Genomic DNA, 17909 nt, shown 5'->3' with positions numbered 1-17909 from the left:
GTAAGCTTCGGCCCTAAGCTATTTCGCAACTCTATTAAAAATACATGACTTCCATAATGATCCCCGACGTCGCCCTGGTCGACAATACCGAACAACGCACACCGCTGGTGCTCGTGCTGGACTGCTCCGGCAGCATGGCCGGCGAACCCGTCTCGCTGCTCAACGAAGGCCTGGCCTTGCTGGAACAGGAACTCAAGTCCGACGTGATCGCCGCCAAGCGCGTGCGCATCCTCGTGATTCAATATGGCGCGCACGATGAAGCCGTGGTGGCCAGCAACTGGTGCGACGCCATGGATTTCACGGCGCCCCAGTTGGAAGCGAACGGCACCACGCCGACCGGCGCCGCCGTCGAACTGGCGCTGGCGGAGATCGAGCAGGAGAAACAGCGTTTCCGCCAGGCAGGCGTGGCGTACACGCGGCCGTGGCTGTTTTTGATGTCGGACGGCGAGCCGACGGACCGCTGGCAGCACGGCGCCGAGCAGGCGCGCGCGGCCGAGCAAGCCAATAAAGTGGCGATCTTCCCCATCGCCGTGGGCGACAACGCGAATATCGATTCCCTGGGGCAGTTTTCCAGCCGGGGCGAGCGGGGCGTCAAGCAGCTGAAGGGCTTGCAGTTCCGCGAACTGTTCCTGTGGCTGAGCGCCAGCATGCAGGTGGTGTCGCAATCGCGTCCCGGCGCGCAGGCGCAGCTGGCCTCGACGGACGGCTGGTCCGTCGTAAGCACCTGATCCATGGCCGCAGTACAGAATACCTGGCGCGTGTTCGGCGCCTCCGTCACGGGCAAGGCCCACCTGGATAAAGCCATCCCTTGCCAGGATGCGCACGCGCACGCCGTCGTGGGCGACGTCCTGGTGGCCATCGTCTGCGATGGCGCCGGTTCGGCCAGGCTCAGCGAGCAGGGCGCGCAGTTTGTTGCCGCGCACACCGTGCAGGCGCTGGCCGGCCGGCTGGAGCAGGGCGCCACCGTGCAGGATTTGCATGACGGCGCGCTGGCGGGCACCCTGGCGCAGATCCGCGCCGCCCTGGAAGACATTGCCCGCGCCGCCGACGCTACCCTCGACGACTACGCCGCCACGGTCGTCGGCGTGGTCATGGGACAAGATACCGGCTTCTTCTTTCACCTGGGCGACGGCCTGGGCGTGGCGCAGCTGATTGACGGCGGCGAACTGATCTCGCTGCCCGCCAACGGCGAATACGCCAACGAAACCTACTTTATCAGCGGCGAGCGCTGGCGCGAACAGCTGCGCCTGTTGCCGATTCCCCGGTCCGTGCGCGGCGTGGTGCTGATGTCCGATGGCTGCATGCCCTTTGCCATGAGCAAGAACAATGCGGCCCTGTACGCACCCTTCATGGATGCCGTGCAAGGCTATCTGCGCACGGTCGACAGCGTCGAGCTGGGCAACGAAGCACTGGCATCCACCCTGGCCGACCCGCGCACGCACCAGATCACGGGCGACGACAAGACCCTGTTGCTGGCCTTGCGCGCATGAGCCGGAAGCAAGGTGTGACACCGGGCCTGAGTCCGGGTGGAAAAATCTGGCTCGACAAAGTCCGTACGCTGGTGCTGGGCAAACTGATTAAAAGCGGCGGCGCGGGCAGCGTGTATCTGCTGCCCGGCGCGCCGGCGCAGGTGGCCAAGCTGTACCACCCGCACCTGGACCGGGCCGCCAACCGGCGCAAGCTCGAAGCGATGCTGGAATTGTCGCCCGAGTTGCCGGACCAGTTGGAAAACGGCAAACGCTACGTGCAGATCGCCTGGCCGCAAGCGGCCGTGTTCGACGGCCAGGGCGGCTTCGCCGGTTTCGTCATGCCCTTGCTGGACATGGCGCAGACGGCCGAGCTGGAGCAGATCATGCAGGAGCGGCAAGCGCGCGCGGCAGGCTTGCCCACGGGACTCGGTCCCAAGCTGACCCTGGCCGCCAACCTGGCCGCCGTCATCGATGCGCTGCACCAGCAGCAGCATTATGTGGTCGATCTGAAACCCGTGAACCTGCGTTTCTATCGCGATTCGCTGTACATCGCCATGCTCGATTGCGACGGTTTCAGCATCCAGGGCCATGCGGAGCGCTTTCCTGCGGAGCAATTCACGGCCGACTACCTGGCGCCGGAATTCCAGCGCAAGGGCATGCCGGCGGGCACGGAAATGGCGCAGGACCGATTTGCTCTGGCCGTCGTCATCTTCCAGTTGCTCAACTTTGGCATCCACCCGTACAGCGGGCGGCCCGGCAATGCGCAAGTGGCGACCGATATTCCCGGGCGCATCCGCGACGGCTGCTATGCGTATGGCGTCAAACGCCACAAGCAGCTGGCGCCGAACGCCACCAGCGGCCACGCGCTGATGCCACCCGAGCTGCGCGCCATGTTCGACCGTGCGTTTTCGCCATCCCCCAAACCGCAGCGGCCATCGGCGGCCGACTGGGCGCTGCTGCTGCGCGGCTATGCGCAGCGCAGCGGCGGCAAGTTGGTCATTTGCGCCGTGAATCCCGAACACCAGCATTTCGCGGGCCAGGGTTGCGCGGCGTGCGCACGGGACAAGGTCATCGGCGCGGCCGCGCAAGCCTCGGTGCAGGCGCAGCAGATGCAGCTGCAACAGCAATCGTTGCCGCCGCAGCGCAGTAAGCGCGGCGCGCGTCATACGGCGCCGGGGCAGATGCCCGTCCGGCTGCCTGCAGGCGGTGGGCAGGCCAATGCGGTCGGCATTTCCGGCAAGGGCTGGGCCGTGGTGGTGCTGCTGATCGTGCTGTTCCTGATCGGCTTTACGGCCTGGACCTCATCGCCCGATGAAACCAAGGCCAAGGCCAGCCTGCAGGCGCAAGCGGACCAGGCGGCTGGGCTGGAAGTATTTCGCTGGCGCACGCGCAAGACGGCCGGTTTCCAGCCGTCCGATGCGCGCAAGGCCGTGCGCAGCATGTCGCAAGCGGTCAGCAAGGGCGACGACGACGCCGTTACGCGCGGCTTGCAGCTGTTGTACCGGGCCGGCGAAGGAAAGCCGTCCACCTACGCTGGCGACCCGATGCGCGTCCGGCTGCGCACCACCTTGATGGAAGGCCTGGGGTCGATGCCGGGCTACGCCCCCGAATTGTCGGATACGTATCTCGACAACTTGCAAGCCGACCCGCGCGACTATCTGGCGGCGGCGGCCATGGGCCGCATGTACCTGAGCCTGGACGAACCGCAGGCGGCGCGCCAGTATTTCGAGCAAGCCGTGTGGGCACGCCCCACCGATGGCGTAGCCTGGCTGGGCATCGCGGCCACGGCCCTGCTGCGCGGCGGCGATGAGCGCGATGCCGTGAATCTGGTGGCGCTGGCGCAGCTGACGGCTTACCGTTATGCCGTGCAGAACGCCTTGCCGGCGGAACTGGGCGAACCGGCCGACAACGGCGTCGCTCGCACGATGCAGCGCATGGACCTGAACGCCAAGGTGTTGCGCCTGGCTCAGGGGTGGGATTACCAGAAACGCTGGGACAAGGTGCTGGCCGAGGGCGCGCTGTTGGCGGCCAAACTCAAGGCCATGCCGCCCTTGCGCGACCAGCTCGGCGGCGTGCAGCGCGACACGATGACGACGGTTGCGTATGGCGTGCTGGACGAAAAGCACGCAACGGGTGAAAACCGCCTGACCCTGACCATCGCGGCCGACGGCACCCTGACCTATGCGGCGGCCGAGTTGCCGATGGAGCCGATGCTCAACAAGGTGCTGCTCGACAGCGTGAAGCGCTGGACCTATTTGCCGGCCGTGCAGCACGGTCAATTGCAGGATGCCAAGGTGGTGGTGCTGGTGCGCTACCGCGATGGCCGGGTCAGCTTCGTGCCGGGCGGCGTGGCCGTCACGGCGGAAAATTAGAGGAATACCATGAAAATCAAGACCTTATGCGCCGTGCTGGGCGCGTCCTTATTGTGGCCCGCGTTGTCGCAGGCGGAGATCGTTCAACGCCAGGTGGTGACAGCCATCGCCGGCGAGCAGGATAGCGAAGGCGCCGACGTGCTGACCGTGGCCGCGAACACGGCTTGCGGCGGCCGCCAAGTGCGCATGGATGCGCGCTCGGTCGGGCTGGACGATGGGCCATACGAAGCGATGAAAGCCCGGCTGGCCAGGCAGATCCGCAGCAAGACGCCCATGCTTGTCACCTTGAAAAAATGCCCGGACGATGCGAGCGTGCCCATCGTGCGCCAGATCGCCGCCTGCACGCCAGCGGCCTGCACCGACGGCCGGGCGCGGTTGTACCTGCACGAGCGTTTCTACCCCATCGAGCAGGAAAAGGCGCCAAACGTGTTGCTGTTGCCTTTGCCGAAAGGCAAGCTGCCGGGTACGTGGAAGGTGGACATTTACAGCGTGGCCGGCCACAAGCTGCGCCTGTCGGGCCAGGTCAACCGCGCCGATTATGCGCAGGGCGAGCTGGTGGGTGGCTATGTCACGTATTACCCGAATGGCAAGATCGAGAAACAGGTGGCGCAGGATGGGCAGGGCCGTCAGCATGGCATCGGCAGCAAGTATTTTCCCGATGGCACGCTGGAGCTGCGCGGTGACTGGCGCCATGGCTTGCCAGAAGGCGAGCATCAACGCTATCACGCTACCGGCAAGTTGAGTGAAACGAGCATCTACCGCGACGGCAAGCAGCTCGACGGTCCAGTGCAGACGTTTGATGAAAATGGCAAGCTGAGTAGCAGCTACACTTTGCGCGGCGGCAAGATGGAAGGCGAGATGCTCACATACTTCCCTGATGGAAAAATCTCCAGCCGCGCGGAAATGCAACACGGCAAGTTCAATGGCGTGAGCACGAATTACTACCCAAATGGCGCCGTGCAAGCCAGGATGACGCAGGTTAACGACTTGCCCACGGGCGAGGCAATGGAATTCTATGCGGACGGCAAGGTGAAAAGCCGCCAGCAATATGGAGACAAGGGCGGGCTGCTCAGTATCCAGCGCTACAGCCCTCAGGGCGTGCTGGTGCTGGAACGGAAATGGGATGCACAACTGCGCGAACAGGGCACGTCGCGCTCGTGGTACGAGAACGGCAAGCCGGAACAAGCCATCGACTACGTGAACGACCGGCGCGACGGCTGGAGCCGCAGCTGGCACGCGGATGGCAGCGTGAAAAACGAGTGCCAGTATGTGGCCGGCAAGGCCCAGGGCGGCTGCGGCGAGGCGCCGCCAGCACCGGAACTGCAGCGCAAGGAGCAAACATGGCGCGCATTGTGAAGCGCCTGCTTGGCGTCATGCTGCTGTTGCCGGCGCTGGCCCACGCCGAGATCGAACAGCGGCAAGTAGTCAGCGCGATCAAGGCGACGCCCGACGGCGATGTGCTGACCCTCGCCAGCGACAGCGGCTGCGGCGGCAGGCAGGTGCTGATGGATGCCGTGTCCGTGGGCCTGGACGCGCAGCAATACGCCGCCATGAAGCAGCAATTGGCCAGGCTGATACGTGACAAAACGCCCTTGTTGATGCGTATCAAATTCTGTCCTGCACCAGGTAATGTGGGGGCGCTTGGCATGCCCGAAGTTGGCAAGCTGGTCGGCTGCGAGCCGCAAGCTTGTGCCGATGGCAAGGCGCGCTTGTACCTGAATCACAATCTGACGCGCGGCGAAGTCAAGGAACATGCGCGCTATGCGCTGGTCGTCCCGCTGCCGCCAGGCAAGACGCGCGGCACCTGGCAAGTCGAGGTGGTGCACGCGCGCGAAGGCGAGCCGAAGCGGCTGATTGGCGAGGTCAACGATCCCGATTACCTGCGCGGCAAGCTGGTGGGCAACTACAGCATGTACTACCCGCATGGCCAGGTCGAGATGCAGGTGGAGCAGGATGGCCGCGGCGTGCAGGAAGGTGTGCAGACCCTGTATCGTCCTGAGGGCCAGATTTCCATGCGCAACACGTGGCGCAATGGCGTGCAGGAAGGCGAACAGCGGACCTATCACGATACGGGCAAGCTGAACGAGGCCAGCCAGTACGTGAACGGCGCCCGCGCCGATGGCGTGGTGGAAACCTTCGACGAGGATGGCAAGTTGCGCACGCGCATGACTCAGGTCAAGGGCCAGACGGAGGGCGAGCTGCTGCTGTTTTATCCCGATGGCACGGTGGAAAGCCGCAGCCGGTACGAGAACGGCATCCAGTCAGGACCGAGCACCGGCTACTTCCCGGATGGCAAGGTGCAGCGTACAACGCAATACGTGGACGACAAGCCGGCCGGCGACAGCGTCGAATATTACCCGGATGGCACAGTGGCCAGCAAGCGCAGCCACAGCGGCCACTTTGTCTTGCGCAGCGAACAGCGTTTCAGCCGGGCCGGCGTATTGCTCGTGCACAAACAGTGGAACGACGGCGGCCGCGAGGAGGGCGCGTTGCGTTCCTGGTACGCGAATGGCAAGCCGCGTCAATTGATCGAGTATGTCGATGGCGAACGCCAGGGCTGGACGCGGCACTGGCGCGAGGATGGCGGGCTGGAGAGCGAGTGCCGCTATGTGGCGGACGAGGCGCAGGGTAGTTGTACGGGCGCGTCCGCGACGATGTCGTACACGGACGATGGGATTGAGTTTGAGATGCCGGAATCGTGAGCCGGGGAGGTCGTTATGGACCATGGCGCATGGCTGCTTGTGCCGGGCAGGACCTTTTGTGGGAGGCAGCTTTCGCCCTATTGTGTTGAAAAACGCCCGGGTTTACAAGCGCCCGTCGTTAGCACCATGGATCGAAGTACTCGGAAGCAGAAGCCTTGCCTCCCTCATCGGCGCACCAAACCGTAACACGGCGCCTGACGTTGACAGCACCAAAATCAAGCCGCCCTTGATTGTTATTTGATCAAATGGATTGGATTGATCCGAAACAAACGTCCAGACAGGGTCATGATTTTGCCGCGATTCCAAAACGACTACGCCGATTGAGCCGTGTTCCGCAGCCTCGCCGCACTTAACTACGTACTGTCCACCATACAGCTCTTCTTGCGCCAGAATCGCGACATTGAGCCAACCGCCAAGTTCCTGTTTTTCACGTACTCTGGCCATTCTGGTTTCGTGCACGTCATACAGATCACCGTTGCTGCACAGAAGGCCATTGTGGCTTCGCACCTCCTGGTTCTTCCACTTTGTTGCCATCACTGTCATTGATTCCATACGCAGCTAGCTCTTTCTTTTGGCCTTTTCGTGTTGCAAAATCGATTTGCACTCGTCTGCGGTAGGCACGTTTCTCTCAGTCAGTATGGTATGCCAGCCACCGCAATCAGGGTCAGTGCAACCACACACCGTTGTTCGCACCGGGTGCTGGGTTAATCCATCGCGCTTTTGAATAGCGTTAGTTCGTTCCTGACTCTTGATAAGGTGGACTAGCGCGCCTCGACTCAAAAATTTTCCTGCCATGACTTTCCTCCAGGTGCATTGAACCGCACAAAACGTTAACGTTTTCAATGTCTGTTGTCAAAAGGGACGGGCGTGCGATTCGCCAGAACGTTCGATAGACGGCGGGGTCAGCCGATACGAACTTGAGGTGCACCGGCATCCAATATGCGGAACAGAAAATCTTCAAGTGCGCTCACCGGCGACGAGCCAAGATCAACCGTCAATTTCCAACCTTCCTCTGTCGGTTCCAGCTCGGACATGAAGTGGACGACGCCGAACAGGCCTTCCTCGTTAGCGGCATTGTTGTCGTCGGCGTCGAACCAACTCAGGAACCACGACTGACATGCGTTTGCAACCGCCTCTTGGCTCAGGCCAAGCACTTCGAGTGGCGTCCAGTCCCAAACGAACGGTGAAAGAAGCACTTCAGCTGCACCCGACGCAAAAGTGACTGCCTCAAACTCCAACCGGGTCTCGGAGTCGACTTGAATCGCCTGGCCCGCAGTGATCCCTTCCATTGGGATGACGTCGGCTCTGCAAGGAAGGCCGAGTGCGCCTTCGACGGCCAATGATCCATCGCTTTGCCGGTATGCCGGCTCCACATGCGATTCAAGCTGCGTGGCGACCCGTGCGAGGGTGTCGATGTATGGCGTACGAACGGCGGTGAGGAATTCGGAAATCGTCATGCTGGAATGAGAAGGCTGTTGGTTATTTAGCGGTGCGGCGGCGTCAGCACGCTGGCGATCGCTTTCGGCAAGGTTTCCGGATAATCGCGGCTGAAGTGCAGGCCGCGGCTTTCGCGGCGCGACAGGGCGCTGTTGACGATCATCGAGGCCACGTCGACGAGATTGCGCAGTTCCAATAAGTCGTGCGTGATGCGGAAGTTGCGGTAGTACTCGTCGATTTCTTCCTTCAACAGGGCGATGCGGTGCTGGGCCCGCTCCAGGCGCTTGGTCGTGCGCACGATGCCCACGTAATTCCACATGAAGCGGCGCAGTTCGTCCCAGTTGTGGGAAATCACCACTTCTTCATCCGCATCCGTGACCCGGCTTTCATCCCAGTCGGGCAGATATGGCGTGCCCAGCTTTTCCTTGCTTTCGATGTCCTGTGCGCAGGCGCGGCCGATGACGATGCATTCCAGCAAAGAGTTCGACGCCAGACGGTTCGCGCCATGTAAACCCGTGCAGGCCGTTTCGCCGACCGCATACAGGCCCGGCAAGTCGGCCCGGCCCGCCAGATCCGTGACGACGCCGCCGCAGGTGTAATGGGCGGCAGGCACGATGGGGATAGGCTGCTTGGTGATGTCGATGCCCAGCTCCAGGCAGCGCGCGTAGATGGTGGGGAAGTGTTCGATGAGAAATTCGGCCGGCTTGTGGCTGATGTCCAGGTGCACGTAGTCGAGGCCGCGTTTCTTGATCTCGAAGTCGATGGCGCGCGCCACCACGTCGCGCGGCGCCAGTTCGGCCCGCTCGTCGTGGGCCAGCATGAAGCGCTGACCGGCCGCCGCGCCCGCTTCGGGCGGCAGTTTCAGCAAGCCGCCTTCGCCACGGATGGCTTCGGTGATCAAAAACGATTTCGCGTACGGGTGGTACAAACAGGTCGGGTGAAACTGGATGAATTCCATGTTCGACACGCGGCAGCCGGCGCGCCAGGCCATGGCGATGCCGTCGCCGCTGGCCGTGTCCGGGTTGGTGGTATATAAATACACCTTGCCGGCGCCGCCCGTGGCCAGCACGGTGTGCTCGGCGGCAAACGTGAGTACCTTGCCGGTTTGCTCATCCTGCACGTACAGGCCGTGGCAATGCGGCTGCGCATTGCGCTGGGTCGGCTTCATGCCCAGCTTGTCGGAAGTGATCAGGTCGATCGCGCAATGGTGTTCGAACAGGCTGATGTTCGGGTGGGCGCGCACCTTTTCTTCCAGGGTCACTTGCACGGCATGCCCGGTGGCGTCGGCCGCGTGGATGATGCGGCGCTGGCTGTGTCCGCCTTCGCGGGTCAGGTGGAAGCCCAGCTCGGCCGTGGCGTCGCGCGTAAATGGCACGCCTTGCTCGATCAGCCATTCGATGGCTTCGCGGCCGTGCTCGACGATGTAGCGCGTGGCGCTCTCGTCACACAGGCCGCCGCCGGCGATCAGGGTGTCTTCGATGTGCTGCTGGTGGCTGTCGCCCGAGTCCAGCACGGCCGCGATCCCGCCTTGCGCCCAGTTGCTGGCGCCATCGAGCAGCGCGCGTTTGGAAATGATCGCGACGGTGCGCGTCTCAGCTAAATGCAGTGCAACCGATAAACCCGCCAGGCCACTGCCGACAATCGCTACATCAAATTTCATGACATTTATCTTTTTTCAGGGGAAGCATACTATAGTCCATTTCACATCAATCGGTAATGTGTTGAGATAAATTCTGCCAGTGAAAGATAGCTGGGGCCGTAGCTTGTGGCGTATCAATGTCCTGCTGGAACAGTTCGCCATGATGGCAAGACCGGCAGCAAGCCGCCTTGTGCGCGGTGTGCCGCCTTTGCCGCAGGAGGCCCCCATGATCCGCATCTTCAGCCATTACGTCTCGAAAACAGCGTTTATCTTGCTGTTGCTCGAAATTATGATCCTGCTGCTGTCGGCCGTCCTGACATCCCTGATGTGGCTGGCGGACGGCAGCCGCGTGCTGCGGGTGAGCGAGGTCTACTTGTCGTCCTCGATCTTCGCCCTGGTCATCGTTTTCAGCATGAGCGCGCTGGGCATGTACCAGCACCGCTCGCGCGAAGACATCCGCAACACGCTATTACGCATCCTGCCGTCGTTCGCGCTGGGTTTTGCCGTGCTGAGCGTGTTGATCCGTTTTATCCCTTCCTTGCATTTCGGGCGCGGCAGCGTGCTGATCTTCGGCCTGGGCGCCATCGGCGTGCTGCTGGCGCGCCTGGTGGTGTTCAAATCCTCGCAATCGGCGCTGATGGAAGGCCGGCTGATCCTCGTGGGCGGCGGGGCACTGGCGCGCGAATGCATGGAACTGGCGGCGAGCAAGATCGGTTTCCATCAGTTTACGGTGGTGGGCTGCATCGATGTGGCTGGCGAGCAACGCTGCGTGCCGGCCTCGGCCTTGCTGCCGGCCGAAGCCTCGCTGCTGGCCATGGCCCAGCGCCATGCCGCGCATGAGATCGTCGTCTCCCTCAGCGACCGGCGCAATGGCGCGTTTCCCGTCAAGCAATTGCTGGAATGCGCGCTGGGCGGCGTCAAGGTGATCGATGCGGCCACGTTTTTCGAGCGCGAAGCGTGCCAGATCCGCATCGATTCCTTGCAGCCGAGCTATCTGATCTACGGCGGCGGCTTTGACCAGAGCTTTTTCCGCGCCACATCGAAGCGTTTGTTCGACCTAGCGGCCAGCGGCGTCATCTGTCTGGCCGCGCTGCCCGTGATGCTGGTGACGGCCCTGTGCATCCGCCTGGAAGACGGCGGCCCCGTGTTTTACCAGCAAGAGCGGGTGGGGCGCGACGGCTTGCCCTTCAACGTGCTGAAATTTCGCAGCATGCGCTGCGATGCGGAGCGCGATGGCAAGCCCATCTGGGCGCTGGACAACGATGCGCGCATCACGCGCGTGGGCAAGCTGATCCGCAAGCTGCGCATCGATGAATTGCCACAGATGCTCAATGTGTTTCGCGGCGAGATGAGTTTCGTCGGTCCCCGTCCCGAGCGCGCCTATTTTGTCGAGCAACTGAAGGAGCAGGTGCCGTACTACAACATTCGTCATAATATCAAGCCGGGCATCACAGGCCTGGCCCAGGTGCGCTACCAATATGGCGCTTCCGTCGACGATGCCGTCAAGAAACTGCAATACGATTTGTATTATGTGAAAAACAATAGCCTGTTCCTCGACTTGCTGATCCTGCTCGACACGGTGCAGGTGGTGCTGTTTGGCAAGGGCAGCCGGTGATGCGGCAGCAGTCGGACTGGCTGGCGGCGGCCGACGCGGCGGCCCTCAGCCATGGCCTGGCATCGCTGGCTTTCTTTGTGCTGGCGCTGCTGCTCATCAGCAACTGGCGCGCGCGGCAAAACGTGCGCGCCTTGCTGGTCGCCTGCCTGGCGACGGGCGGCTGGGCGACGGGCACGGTGGTGCTGGTGCTGCTGGGACAGCGCACCGCGCTGGCCGGCGATGCGCTCGAATTGCTGCGCACCCTGGCCTGGCTGGTGTTTTTGCTGCTGCTGATCGAACCGTCGCGGCCCCGTTTGCGCCTGCTGCTGGCCGGCATCGTCCTCACGGCGCTGGCGCCGTGGCTGCTCTCGATGGCCTCATCGTGGCTGGCGCTGCCTTTGCCGGCGCGCATCATCGCCAGTGTCTGCCGGCTGCTGCTGGCCGTGCTGGGCATGTTGCTGGTGGAACAGTGGTACCGCAACACGCCCCCGTTGAAACGCTGGGGCATCAAGTTTGCGTGCCTGGGCGTGGGCGGCCTGTTCGCCTACGATTTTTATCTGTACAGCGACGCCTTGCTGTTTCGCACGATCAATGATGACATCTGGGCCGCGCGCGGCATCGTCGACGCCCTGTGCGCGCCGCTGCTGGCCGTCTCGGCCGCGCGCAATCCGGGCTGGGCGCTGGGCTTGTCCGTCTCGCGCCAGATGCTGTACCGCTCGGCCGCCTTGCTGGGCTCGGCCATCTATTTGCTGGCCATGGCGGCCAGCGCCTATTACTTGCGCTATTTCGGCGGCACCTGGGGTTCCTTCATGCAGATGGCTTACCTGGGCGGCGCGGCCCTGCTGCTGGCTGGTGTGCTGTTTTCCGGCAGCTTGCGCGCCAAGCTCAAGGTTTATATCAATAAAAATTTTTACAATGCCATCTTCGATTACCGCGAGGAATGGCTGAGATTTACGCGCGCGCTGTCCGAAGACGGGCCGGCCTTGGGCGAACGCACGATACAGGCCATGGCGCAGCTGGTGGAAAGCCGCGCCGGCGCGCTGTGGATCTTGCGCGAACAGGGGCAGTTCGCCCCGGCCGCCAGCTGGAACTGGCCGCCTGGCACGTGGAGCGAACCGGCGCTTGGCCCCCTGTGCCAGTTCCTCGAGGCACGCCAGTGGGTGATCGACGTGCCCGATTGCCAGCAAAACCCGCGCCAGTACGGCGGCTTGCGCTTGCCGCCGGCGCTGCTGGCGCTGCCCGACGTCTGGCTGCTGGTGCCCTTGATGCTGCATGGCCAGCTGTTCGCCTTCGTCGCGCTGGCGCGGCCCCGCACGCGCATCGGCCTGAACTGGGAAATCCGCGACGTGCTGAAAATTGCCGGCAGCCAGGCCGCCAGCTACCTGGCGCACCGCGAATCGCTCGATACCCTGACGGTGGCGCGCCAGTTCGACTCGTTCAACCGCATGTCCACTTTTATCGTGCACGACCTCAAAAACCTCGTGTTTCAGCTGTCATTGTTGTTAAGCAATGCTGAAAAACACCGCGCCAATCCCGCTTTCCAGGAAGACATGCTGGGCACCCTGGACCATTCCGTGCAAAAAATGAAGACCTTGCTGCAGAAACTGGCGCGTGGCGAAGCGCCGGAAGCGCCCGCGCCGCTGCAGCTGGACGGCTTGCTGCGCCAGGCCGTTGCCGCCAAGGCCAGCCTGGCGCCGGCACCCCGGCTGGAAATCGTCGATGGCGAGCTGACGGTGCTGGCCAACCGCGCGCGCCTGGAACGGGTGCTGGGGCACTTGATCCAGAACGCCATCGAAGCGACGGCCAGCGACGGCAAGGTGGCCGTGCGGCTGCGGCGCGTGCAGCACACGGCCGTCGTCGAGCTCGACGATACGGGGCAGGGCATGAGCGAGCAATTCATCCGCGACCGTTTATTTACACCGTTCGACACGACCAAGACGGCGGGCATGGGCATTGGCGTGTTCGAAAGCCGAGAGTACCTGCGCGAAGTGGGCGGCAGCCTGGAAGTGCGCAGCGAGCCTCAAGTGGGCACGACGTTTCGCGTGATCCTGCCGCTGCATGCGGCCATGGGGTCTGACCCGCCGGGTCATACCCCAGATTTCCGCTGTTCTACCCGTTGACTGGAGTGCATACGTATGGCGAAACAAAAACTGCTGGTCATCGAAGACGATCCCGGCCTGCAAAAGCAGTTGCACTGGAGCTTTGACGGTTACGAGGTGCTGCTGGCGGGCGAGCGCGAGGCGGCGCTGGCGCTGGTGCGGCGCCACCAGCCGGCCGTCGTGACGATGGACCTGGGCTTGCCGCCCGATCCGGACGGCGCCACGGAAGGCCTGGCCACCCTGCAGCAAATCCTCGCGCTGGCGCCGGACACGAAAGTCATCATCCTGTCGGGCAACCAGGAGCGCGCGCATGCCTTGAAAGCCATCGCGCTGGGCGCCTACGATTTCCACCAGAAACCGTTCGAGGCCGACATGCTGGGCCTCGTCATCGCCCGCGCGTTTTATCTGCATGCGATGCAGCAGGAAAACCGCCGCATGCTGCAAACGCAGGCCGATTCTCCTTTGGCCGGCATCGTCAGCCGCGATCCGGGTATGCTGAAATTGTGCCGCAACGTGGAAAAAGTCGCGCCCTCATCGGCCAGCGTGATGCTGCTCGGTGATTCGGGCAGCGGCAAGGAACTGATCGCGCGGGGCCTGCACGCGCTGTCGAGCCGCCATGCGCAACGCTTTGTCGCCATCAATTGCGCAGCGATTCCCGAGAACCTGCTGGAAAGCGAGCTGTTCGGCTATGAGCGGGGAGCGTTTACGGGCGCGGCGCGGCAAACCTTGGGCAAGATCGAACTGGCCCATGGCGGCACCTTTTTTCTCGACGAGATCGGCGACATGCCGATGGGGCTGCAGGCGAAATTGCTGCGCTTCCTGCAGGAACGGGTCATCGAGCGCGTGGGCGGGCGCGCCGAGATCGCCGTCGACGTGCGCATCGTCTGCGCCACGCACCAGGATTTAAAGGTGCTGGCGGAGCAGGGGCGTTTCCGCGAAGATCTGTTTTACCGCCTCAGCGAAATCGTCTTGCGCATTCCGCCGCTGCGCGAACGGGCTGGCGACGCGGCCTTGCTGGCCCACCATTTCAAGAACAAGTTCTGCGCCAGCGAAGGGCGCAGCAACCTGCATTTCAGCGCCGGCGCGCTGCAGCTGATCGAAAGCTATGGCTGGCCCGGCAATGTGCGCGAAGTGGAAAACTGCATCAAGCGGGCCGTCATCATGAGTGACGGCCCGCAGATCGCGACAGACGACCTGGGTTTGCCCGCCAGCGCCCAGGCCACCCCCGCCGATGAATCCATCAATCTGCGTCAGGCCCGCGAAGGGGCGGAATACAAGGTGATGGTGCGCGCGCTGGCGCGGGCCGACGGCAATATCGCCAGGGCGGCCGAGCTGCTGGGCGTGAGCCGGCCCACCCTGTACGACCTGATGGGCCATCACGGCATCAAGTCGCAGCTTAATAGCTGAGTGTATTAAAAATCAAGATTGTGTAAGGCGTCGCACATACGCTGGCGCCGCCGTGGCGCATCCTTGCCTCATCCACAACAAGGAGGCGCCATGAACGCGATCACATTATTGATTCAGGACCACAAGGCCGTCAAAGCCCTGTTTGCCCAGTATGAAGGCTTGAGCGACCGCTCATTTGCAACCAAGAAAAAGCTGGCCGACCAAATCTGCCAGGAACTCACCGTACACACGCAACTGGAAGAAGAAATCTTCTATCCGGCCGTGCGTCGTCCCATCCACGATGGCGACCTGATGGATGAAGCCGTCGTCGAGCACGCCAGCGCCAAGGAGCTCATCGCGCAGATTGCCGCCATGGACCCGGCCGACGACCTGTACGACGCCAAGGTCAAGGTGCTGTCCGAGCAGATCGAGCACCACGTCAAGGAAGAAGAGGGCGACATGTTTCCCAAGGTGCGCGAGACGGCCGTCGACCTCGACGCGCTGGGCCAGGAAATGGCCGCGCGCAAGGAGCAATTGACGGGCGTGGCCGCCTGAACGGCTTAAAAAAATCAACAACCAAGGGAGTATTCCATGCAAGCTACACCATTGTCCGTGTCGGACCTGAACAATCCGGGCGTGTCCTGGGGCGCCGTGCTGGCGGGCGCTGCCGCTGCGGCCGCCTTGTCCTTCATCCTGCTGATCCTCGGCGTGGGCCTGGGCCTGTCGTCCGTGTCGCCATGGTCGTTCAACGCGACGGCCATCGGCGTGTCGACCATCGCCTGGCTGGCTTTCATGCAACTGGCCGCCTCCGGCATCGGCGGCTACATGGCGGGCCGCCTGCGCGTGAAATGGAGCTCGATTCACACGGATGAGGTGCATTTCCGCGATACGGCCCATGGCTTGCTGGCCTGGGCCGTGGCCACCCTGATCACCGTGGCCGTGCTGGCCGGCGGCACGCGCGCCGTACTGAGCGGTGCCATCGACGCGGGCAGCGGCGTGGCGGCGGCGGTGTCCCCGGCTGCGGCGGCCGGTGCCGGGGCGGCGGGTGCGAAGGCGGGCGAGGGTAGTGGCGCCAATCCACTCGACTATTTCTCCGACATGCTGCTGCGTGCCGCACCGGCGGCTGGTACGGGCGAGGCGGGCGGCACGGTCGCCGAGCAGCGCGTGGAAACCGGCAGGATCTTCGCCACCAGCTTGTCCACGGGCAGCCTGGCCGCCGATGACCGCGCCTATCTGGGCCAGGTCGTGGCCATTCGTACGGGCCTGACGCAGGCGGAAGCGGAAGCGCGGGTCGACGCCGTCTACGCCCGCGCCGCCAAGGCCGCCGCCGATGCCAAGGCGCGTGCCCAGCAAGCGGCTGACACGGCCCGCAAGGCTGGCGCGCATACGGCGTTGTGGATGTTCGTCGCCTTGCTGCTGGGCGCTTTCGTGGCCAGCCTGGCGGCAACGTTTGGCGGCCGCCAGCGCGACCATGAACGAGTGCTGCGCCACGTGACCATTTAAGCCACCCATACAATCAAGGAGTCTGCCATGCGTTCCATCCTCTTGCTGCTGCTGGGTATTCCATTGCCCATCGTCATACTGATCGCCCTGTTCGTACGCTGACAAGGCCAACACCAGAACCGGCGCCCGCTGCAAGGTGGGTGCCGGTTTTTGCGTGAAAGCGGGCGCATGTGTAAGATGGCGCCATCTTTCCACCGAGACTATCCATGACCTTGACTGCCATCCGCCCCTTGCTGAAAACCGCCGCGATCGCCGCCTTCGCTTGTACTGTGCTGGCCGCGTGTTCCACCCTGATCGGCCCGCGCGACGTGAATGTGTCGCTGAGCAAGATGCAGCAAGGCCTGGAGCGCCGCTTTCCCATCGACAAGCGTGTGCTGTCCGTGCTGGACGTCAAGCTGACCCGCCCGCAACTATCCTTGCAGCCCGAGCGCGAAAGAGTCGCCCTCAGCGTGGACGCCAGCGTCTTGCCGCCATTCATACGCCAGAGCTGGCGCGGCAGCCTGGCCATGTCGGGCCGCCTCGTGCTCGACGCCCAGCGCAATGCCGTCTACCTGAGCGAGGCGAGCGTGGACAAGGTCACCATCGACGGCATGGACGAGTCGCAGCAGCGCCAGTTCGCCAAGGTGGCCAGCCTGGTGGCCGACCAGCTCATGCATGAAACGCCGATCTACACCTTCAAACCCGACGAATTGCGCTACGCGGGCGTGCAATTCGTGCCGACGCAGATCAGGACCACGGGCAACGGCTTGACGGTGACGTTCGAGCCGGTGAAGTAAAGCCGGAGCCGAACCGCTCCCGTGCATGCGCCTGGCCGGCATGGACAGATATTGTGCTATAGTAACATTTACTTAAATAGTAACTTTTACTGATCTCGGGGCGAACAATAATGCATATCAGCACGGCAGGAATTCAACGCGGGGCGCTGTCTGTCGCGGAAGGCAGCAAGCCATCCTCGGACAAGGCCCAGGCCACACAGGCGCCGGCCGGCGCTGGCGCCGTGGGCGGCGATGTCGTGATTTCGACCCTGGCCGGGCGCCTGGCGAAAGCTTCGGAGGCCACCAGCGCCACCATCCGGGGCTTCGATCATGCGGCGCTGGGTGCGTGGGTGAATGGCAATACCGACGACATCCTGTATCCGCTGGATGCGGAACACAAGGCGGCCGCCGCCAAACAGCTGCCGCAACCGAATGACGCGGCATCGGCAAAGTCGGCCGCCGCCGCCGCCGCTTATGTCGACCGGAAGGGCCCCAATCCGTTTGCGGGCTTGTCGCGCGAGCAATTGTCCGCCATTTCGAACGATGACAGCGGGACCTTTACCGTCAACGAGCGGCGCGCCGCCTTTATGCAGGCGTATCAGGAAGAAGAGGCCTGGCGCACCCAGGTCGTGGCGCAAGCCATGCATGAATACAATACCACTGGCAAGACGACCAATTTCTTCAAGTCGGTGCTGGCGCATTTCAATACATTGCCCCGTCTGGAGCAATCGCAGTATCCTGCCAATTATGCGAGCGACCTGGAAGACAAGATCAAGCTCGATTTTAATTATTTCAATCATGCGGCCGGCAATGGCGGGCCAACGCCGGGTTCGCTTGCGGATCTGCTGAAAAATCAGGGTAAAAAGACGGTGGACCTGTTCGATCTCCTGAGCCGCTGATTCCCGTAGTTATTCAACTGTCATTGTTGCGCGGCAAGCACGCGGACTATAATC

15 protein-coding genes are annotated in these 17909 nt (G+C 63.1%); 12 read left to right on the top strand and 3 right to left on the bottom strand.

From position 1 onward, the window contains the following. The first annotated feature begins 44 nt into the window (after nucleotides 1-44). Genes HWE17_RS17660 through HWE17_RS17640 form a run of 5 tightly spaced genes read left to right on the top strand, consistent with a single transcriptional unit; the run spans nucleotide 45 to nucleotide 6543 of the window. Nucleotides 45-728 (top strand): VWA domain-containing protein, encoded by a 684-nt coding sequence (locus HWE17_RS17660; RefSeq protein ID WP_035818608.1) that lies wholly within the window; start codon nucleotides 45-47, stop codon nucleotides 726-728. A 3-nt stretch (nucleotides 729-731) separates the two neighbouring features. Further along, nucleotides 732-1490 carry a PP2C family serine/threonine-protein phosphatase gene (locus HWE17_RS17655; RefSeq protein WP_176389621.1) on the top strand — a complete coding sequence of 253 codons (759 nt, stop codon included), beginning with the start codon at nucleotides 732-734 and terminating at the stop codon, nucleotides 1488-1490. Then, complete coding sequence (locus HWE17_RS17650; protein ID WP_176389620.1) at nucleotides 1487-3841, top strand: hypothetical protein; 2355 nt, start codon at nucleotides 1487-1489, stop codon at nucleotides 3839-3841. The genes HWE17_RS17655 and HWE17_RS17650 overlap by 4 nt, the downstream gene beginning before the upstream one ends. A 9-nt stretch (nucleotides 3842-3850) precedes the next feature. Then, a complete protein-coding gene (locus HWE17_RS17645; RefSeq protein ID WP_176389619.1) occupies nucleotides 3851-5197 on the top strand; it encodes a toxin-antitoxin system YwqK family antitoxin in 1347 nt (448 codons plus the stop codon). Beyond that, entirely contained in the window at nucleotides 5182-6543 is a 1362-nt protein-coding gene (locus HWE17_RS17640) for a toxin-antitoxin system YwqK family antitoxin (protein ID WP_176389618.1), read from the top strand. The genes HWE17_RS17645 and HWE17_RS17640 overlap by 16 nt, the downstream gene beginning before the upstream one ends. Nucleotides 6544-6645: 102 nt before the next feature. Here HWE17_RS17640 and HWE17_RS17635 read toward each other — a convergent pair whose 3' ends face one another. From HWE17_RS17635 to nadB, 3 genes are all read right to left on the bottom strand, one after another. After that, nucleotides 6646-7095, bottom strand: a complete 450-nt coding sequence (locus HWE17_RS17635) for a hypothetical protein (protein WP_176389617.1) — start codon at nucleotides 7093-7095, stop codon at nucleotides 6646-6648. 350 nt (nucleotides 7096-7445) lie between these two features. After that, nucleotides 7446-8000 carry a hypothetical protein gene (locus HWE17_RS17630; protein ID WP_176389616.1) on the bottom strand — a complete coding sequence of 185 codons (555 nt, stop codon included), beginning with the start codon at nucleotides 7998-8000 and terminating at the stop codon, nucleotides 7446-7448. Nucleotides 8001-8026: 26 nt separating this feature from the next. Next, nucleotides 8027-9640, bottom strand: coding sequence for an L-aspartate oxidase (gene nadB / locus HWE17_RS17625; protein WP_034787348.1), 1614 nt, complete (start codon nucleotides 9638-9640; stop codon nucleotides 8027-8029). A 205-nt stretch (nucleotides 9641-9845) separates the two neighbouring features. On the opposite strand from nadB, the gene HWE17_RS17620 reads away from it, so the two are divergent. From HWE17_RS17620 to HWE17_RS17590, 7 genes are all read left to right on the top strand, one after another. Next, nucleotides 9846-11234 (top strand): TIGR03013 family XrtA/PEP-CTERM system glycosyltransferase, encoded by a 1389-nt coding sequence (locus HWE17_RS17620; protein ID WP_099401849.1) that lies wholly within the window; start codon nucleotides 9846-9848, stop codon nucleotides 11232-11234. Further along, nucleotides 11234-13333, top strand: a complete 2100-nt coding sequence (gene prsK / locus HWE17_RS17615) for an XrtA/PEP-CTERM system histidine kinase PrsK (RefSeq protein ID WP_176389615.1) — start codon at nucleotides 11234-11236, stop codon at nucleotides 13331-13333. The genes HWE17_RS17620 and prsK overlap by 1 nt, the downstream gene beginning before the upstream one ends. 15 nt (nucleotides 13334-13348) lie before the next feature. Continuing rightward, the gene (prsR, locus tag HWE17_RS17610) at nucleotides 13349-14719 is read left to right on the top strand and encodes a PEP-CTERM-box response regulator transcription factor (RefSeq protein WP_176389614.1); all 1371 of its coding nucleotides are present in this window, start codon (nucleotides 13349-13351) and stop codon (nucleotides 14717-14719) included. A gap of 90 nt (nucleotides 14720-14809) precedes the next feature. Then, the gene (locus HWE17_RS17605; protein ID WP_176389613.1) at nucleotides 14810-15253 is read left to right on the top strand and encodes a hemerythrin domain-containing protein; all 444 of its coding nucleotides are present in this window, start codon (nucleotides 14810-14812) and stop codon (nucleotides 15251-15253) included. Nucleotides 15254-15289: 36 nt separating this feature from the next. Further along, the gene (locus HWE17_RS17600; RefSeq protein ID WP_176389612.1) at nucleotides 15290-16201 is read left to right on the top strand and encodes a hypothetical protein; all 912 of its coding nucleotides are present in this window, start codon (nucleotides 15290-15292) and stop codon (nucleotides 16199-16201) included. A gap of 206 nt (nucleotides 16202-16407) precedes the next feature. Further along, a complete protein-coding gene (locus tag HWE17_RS17595; RefSeq protein WP_035818645.1) occupies nucleotides 16408-16977 on the top strand; it encodes a DUF1439 domain-containing protein in 570 nt (189 codons plus the stop codon). Nucleotides 16978-17087: 110 nt separating this feature from the next. Then, complete coding sequence (locus tag HWE17_RS17590; protein ID WP_176389611.1) at nucleotides 17088-17855, top strand: hypothetical protein; 768 nt, start codon at nucleotides 17088-17090, stop codon at nucleotides 17853-17855. Nucleotides 17856-17909: the final 54 nt, after the last annotated feature.

Origin of the sequence: Janthinobacterium sp. BJB401 (assembly GCF_013372745.1) — a bacterium.
Taxonomy (GTDB): domain Bacteria; phylum Pseudomonadota; class Gammaproteobacteria; order Burkholderiales; family Burkholderiaceae_D; genus Janthinobacterium; species Janthinobacterium rivuli.
Note: the sequence above shows the minus strand (reverse complement) of the source record. Positions and strands in the feature narration are given on the sequence as shown.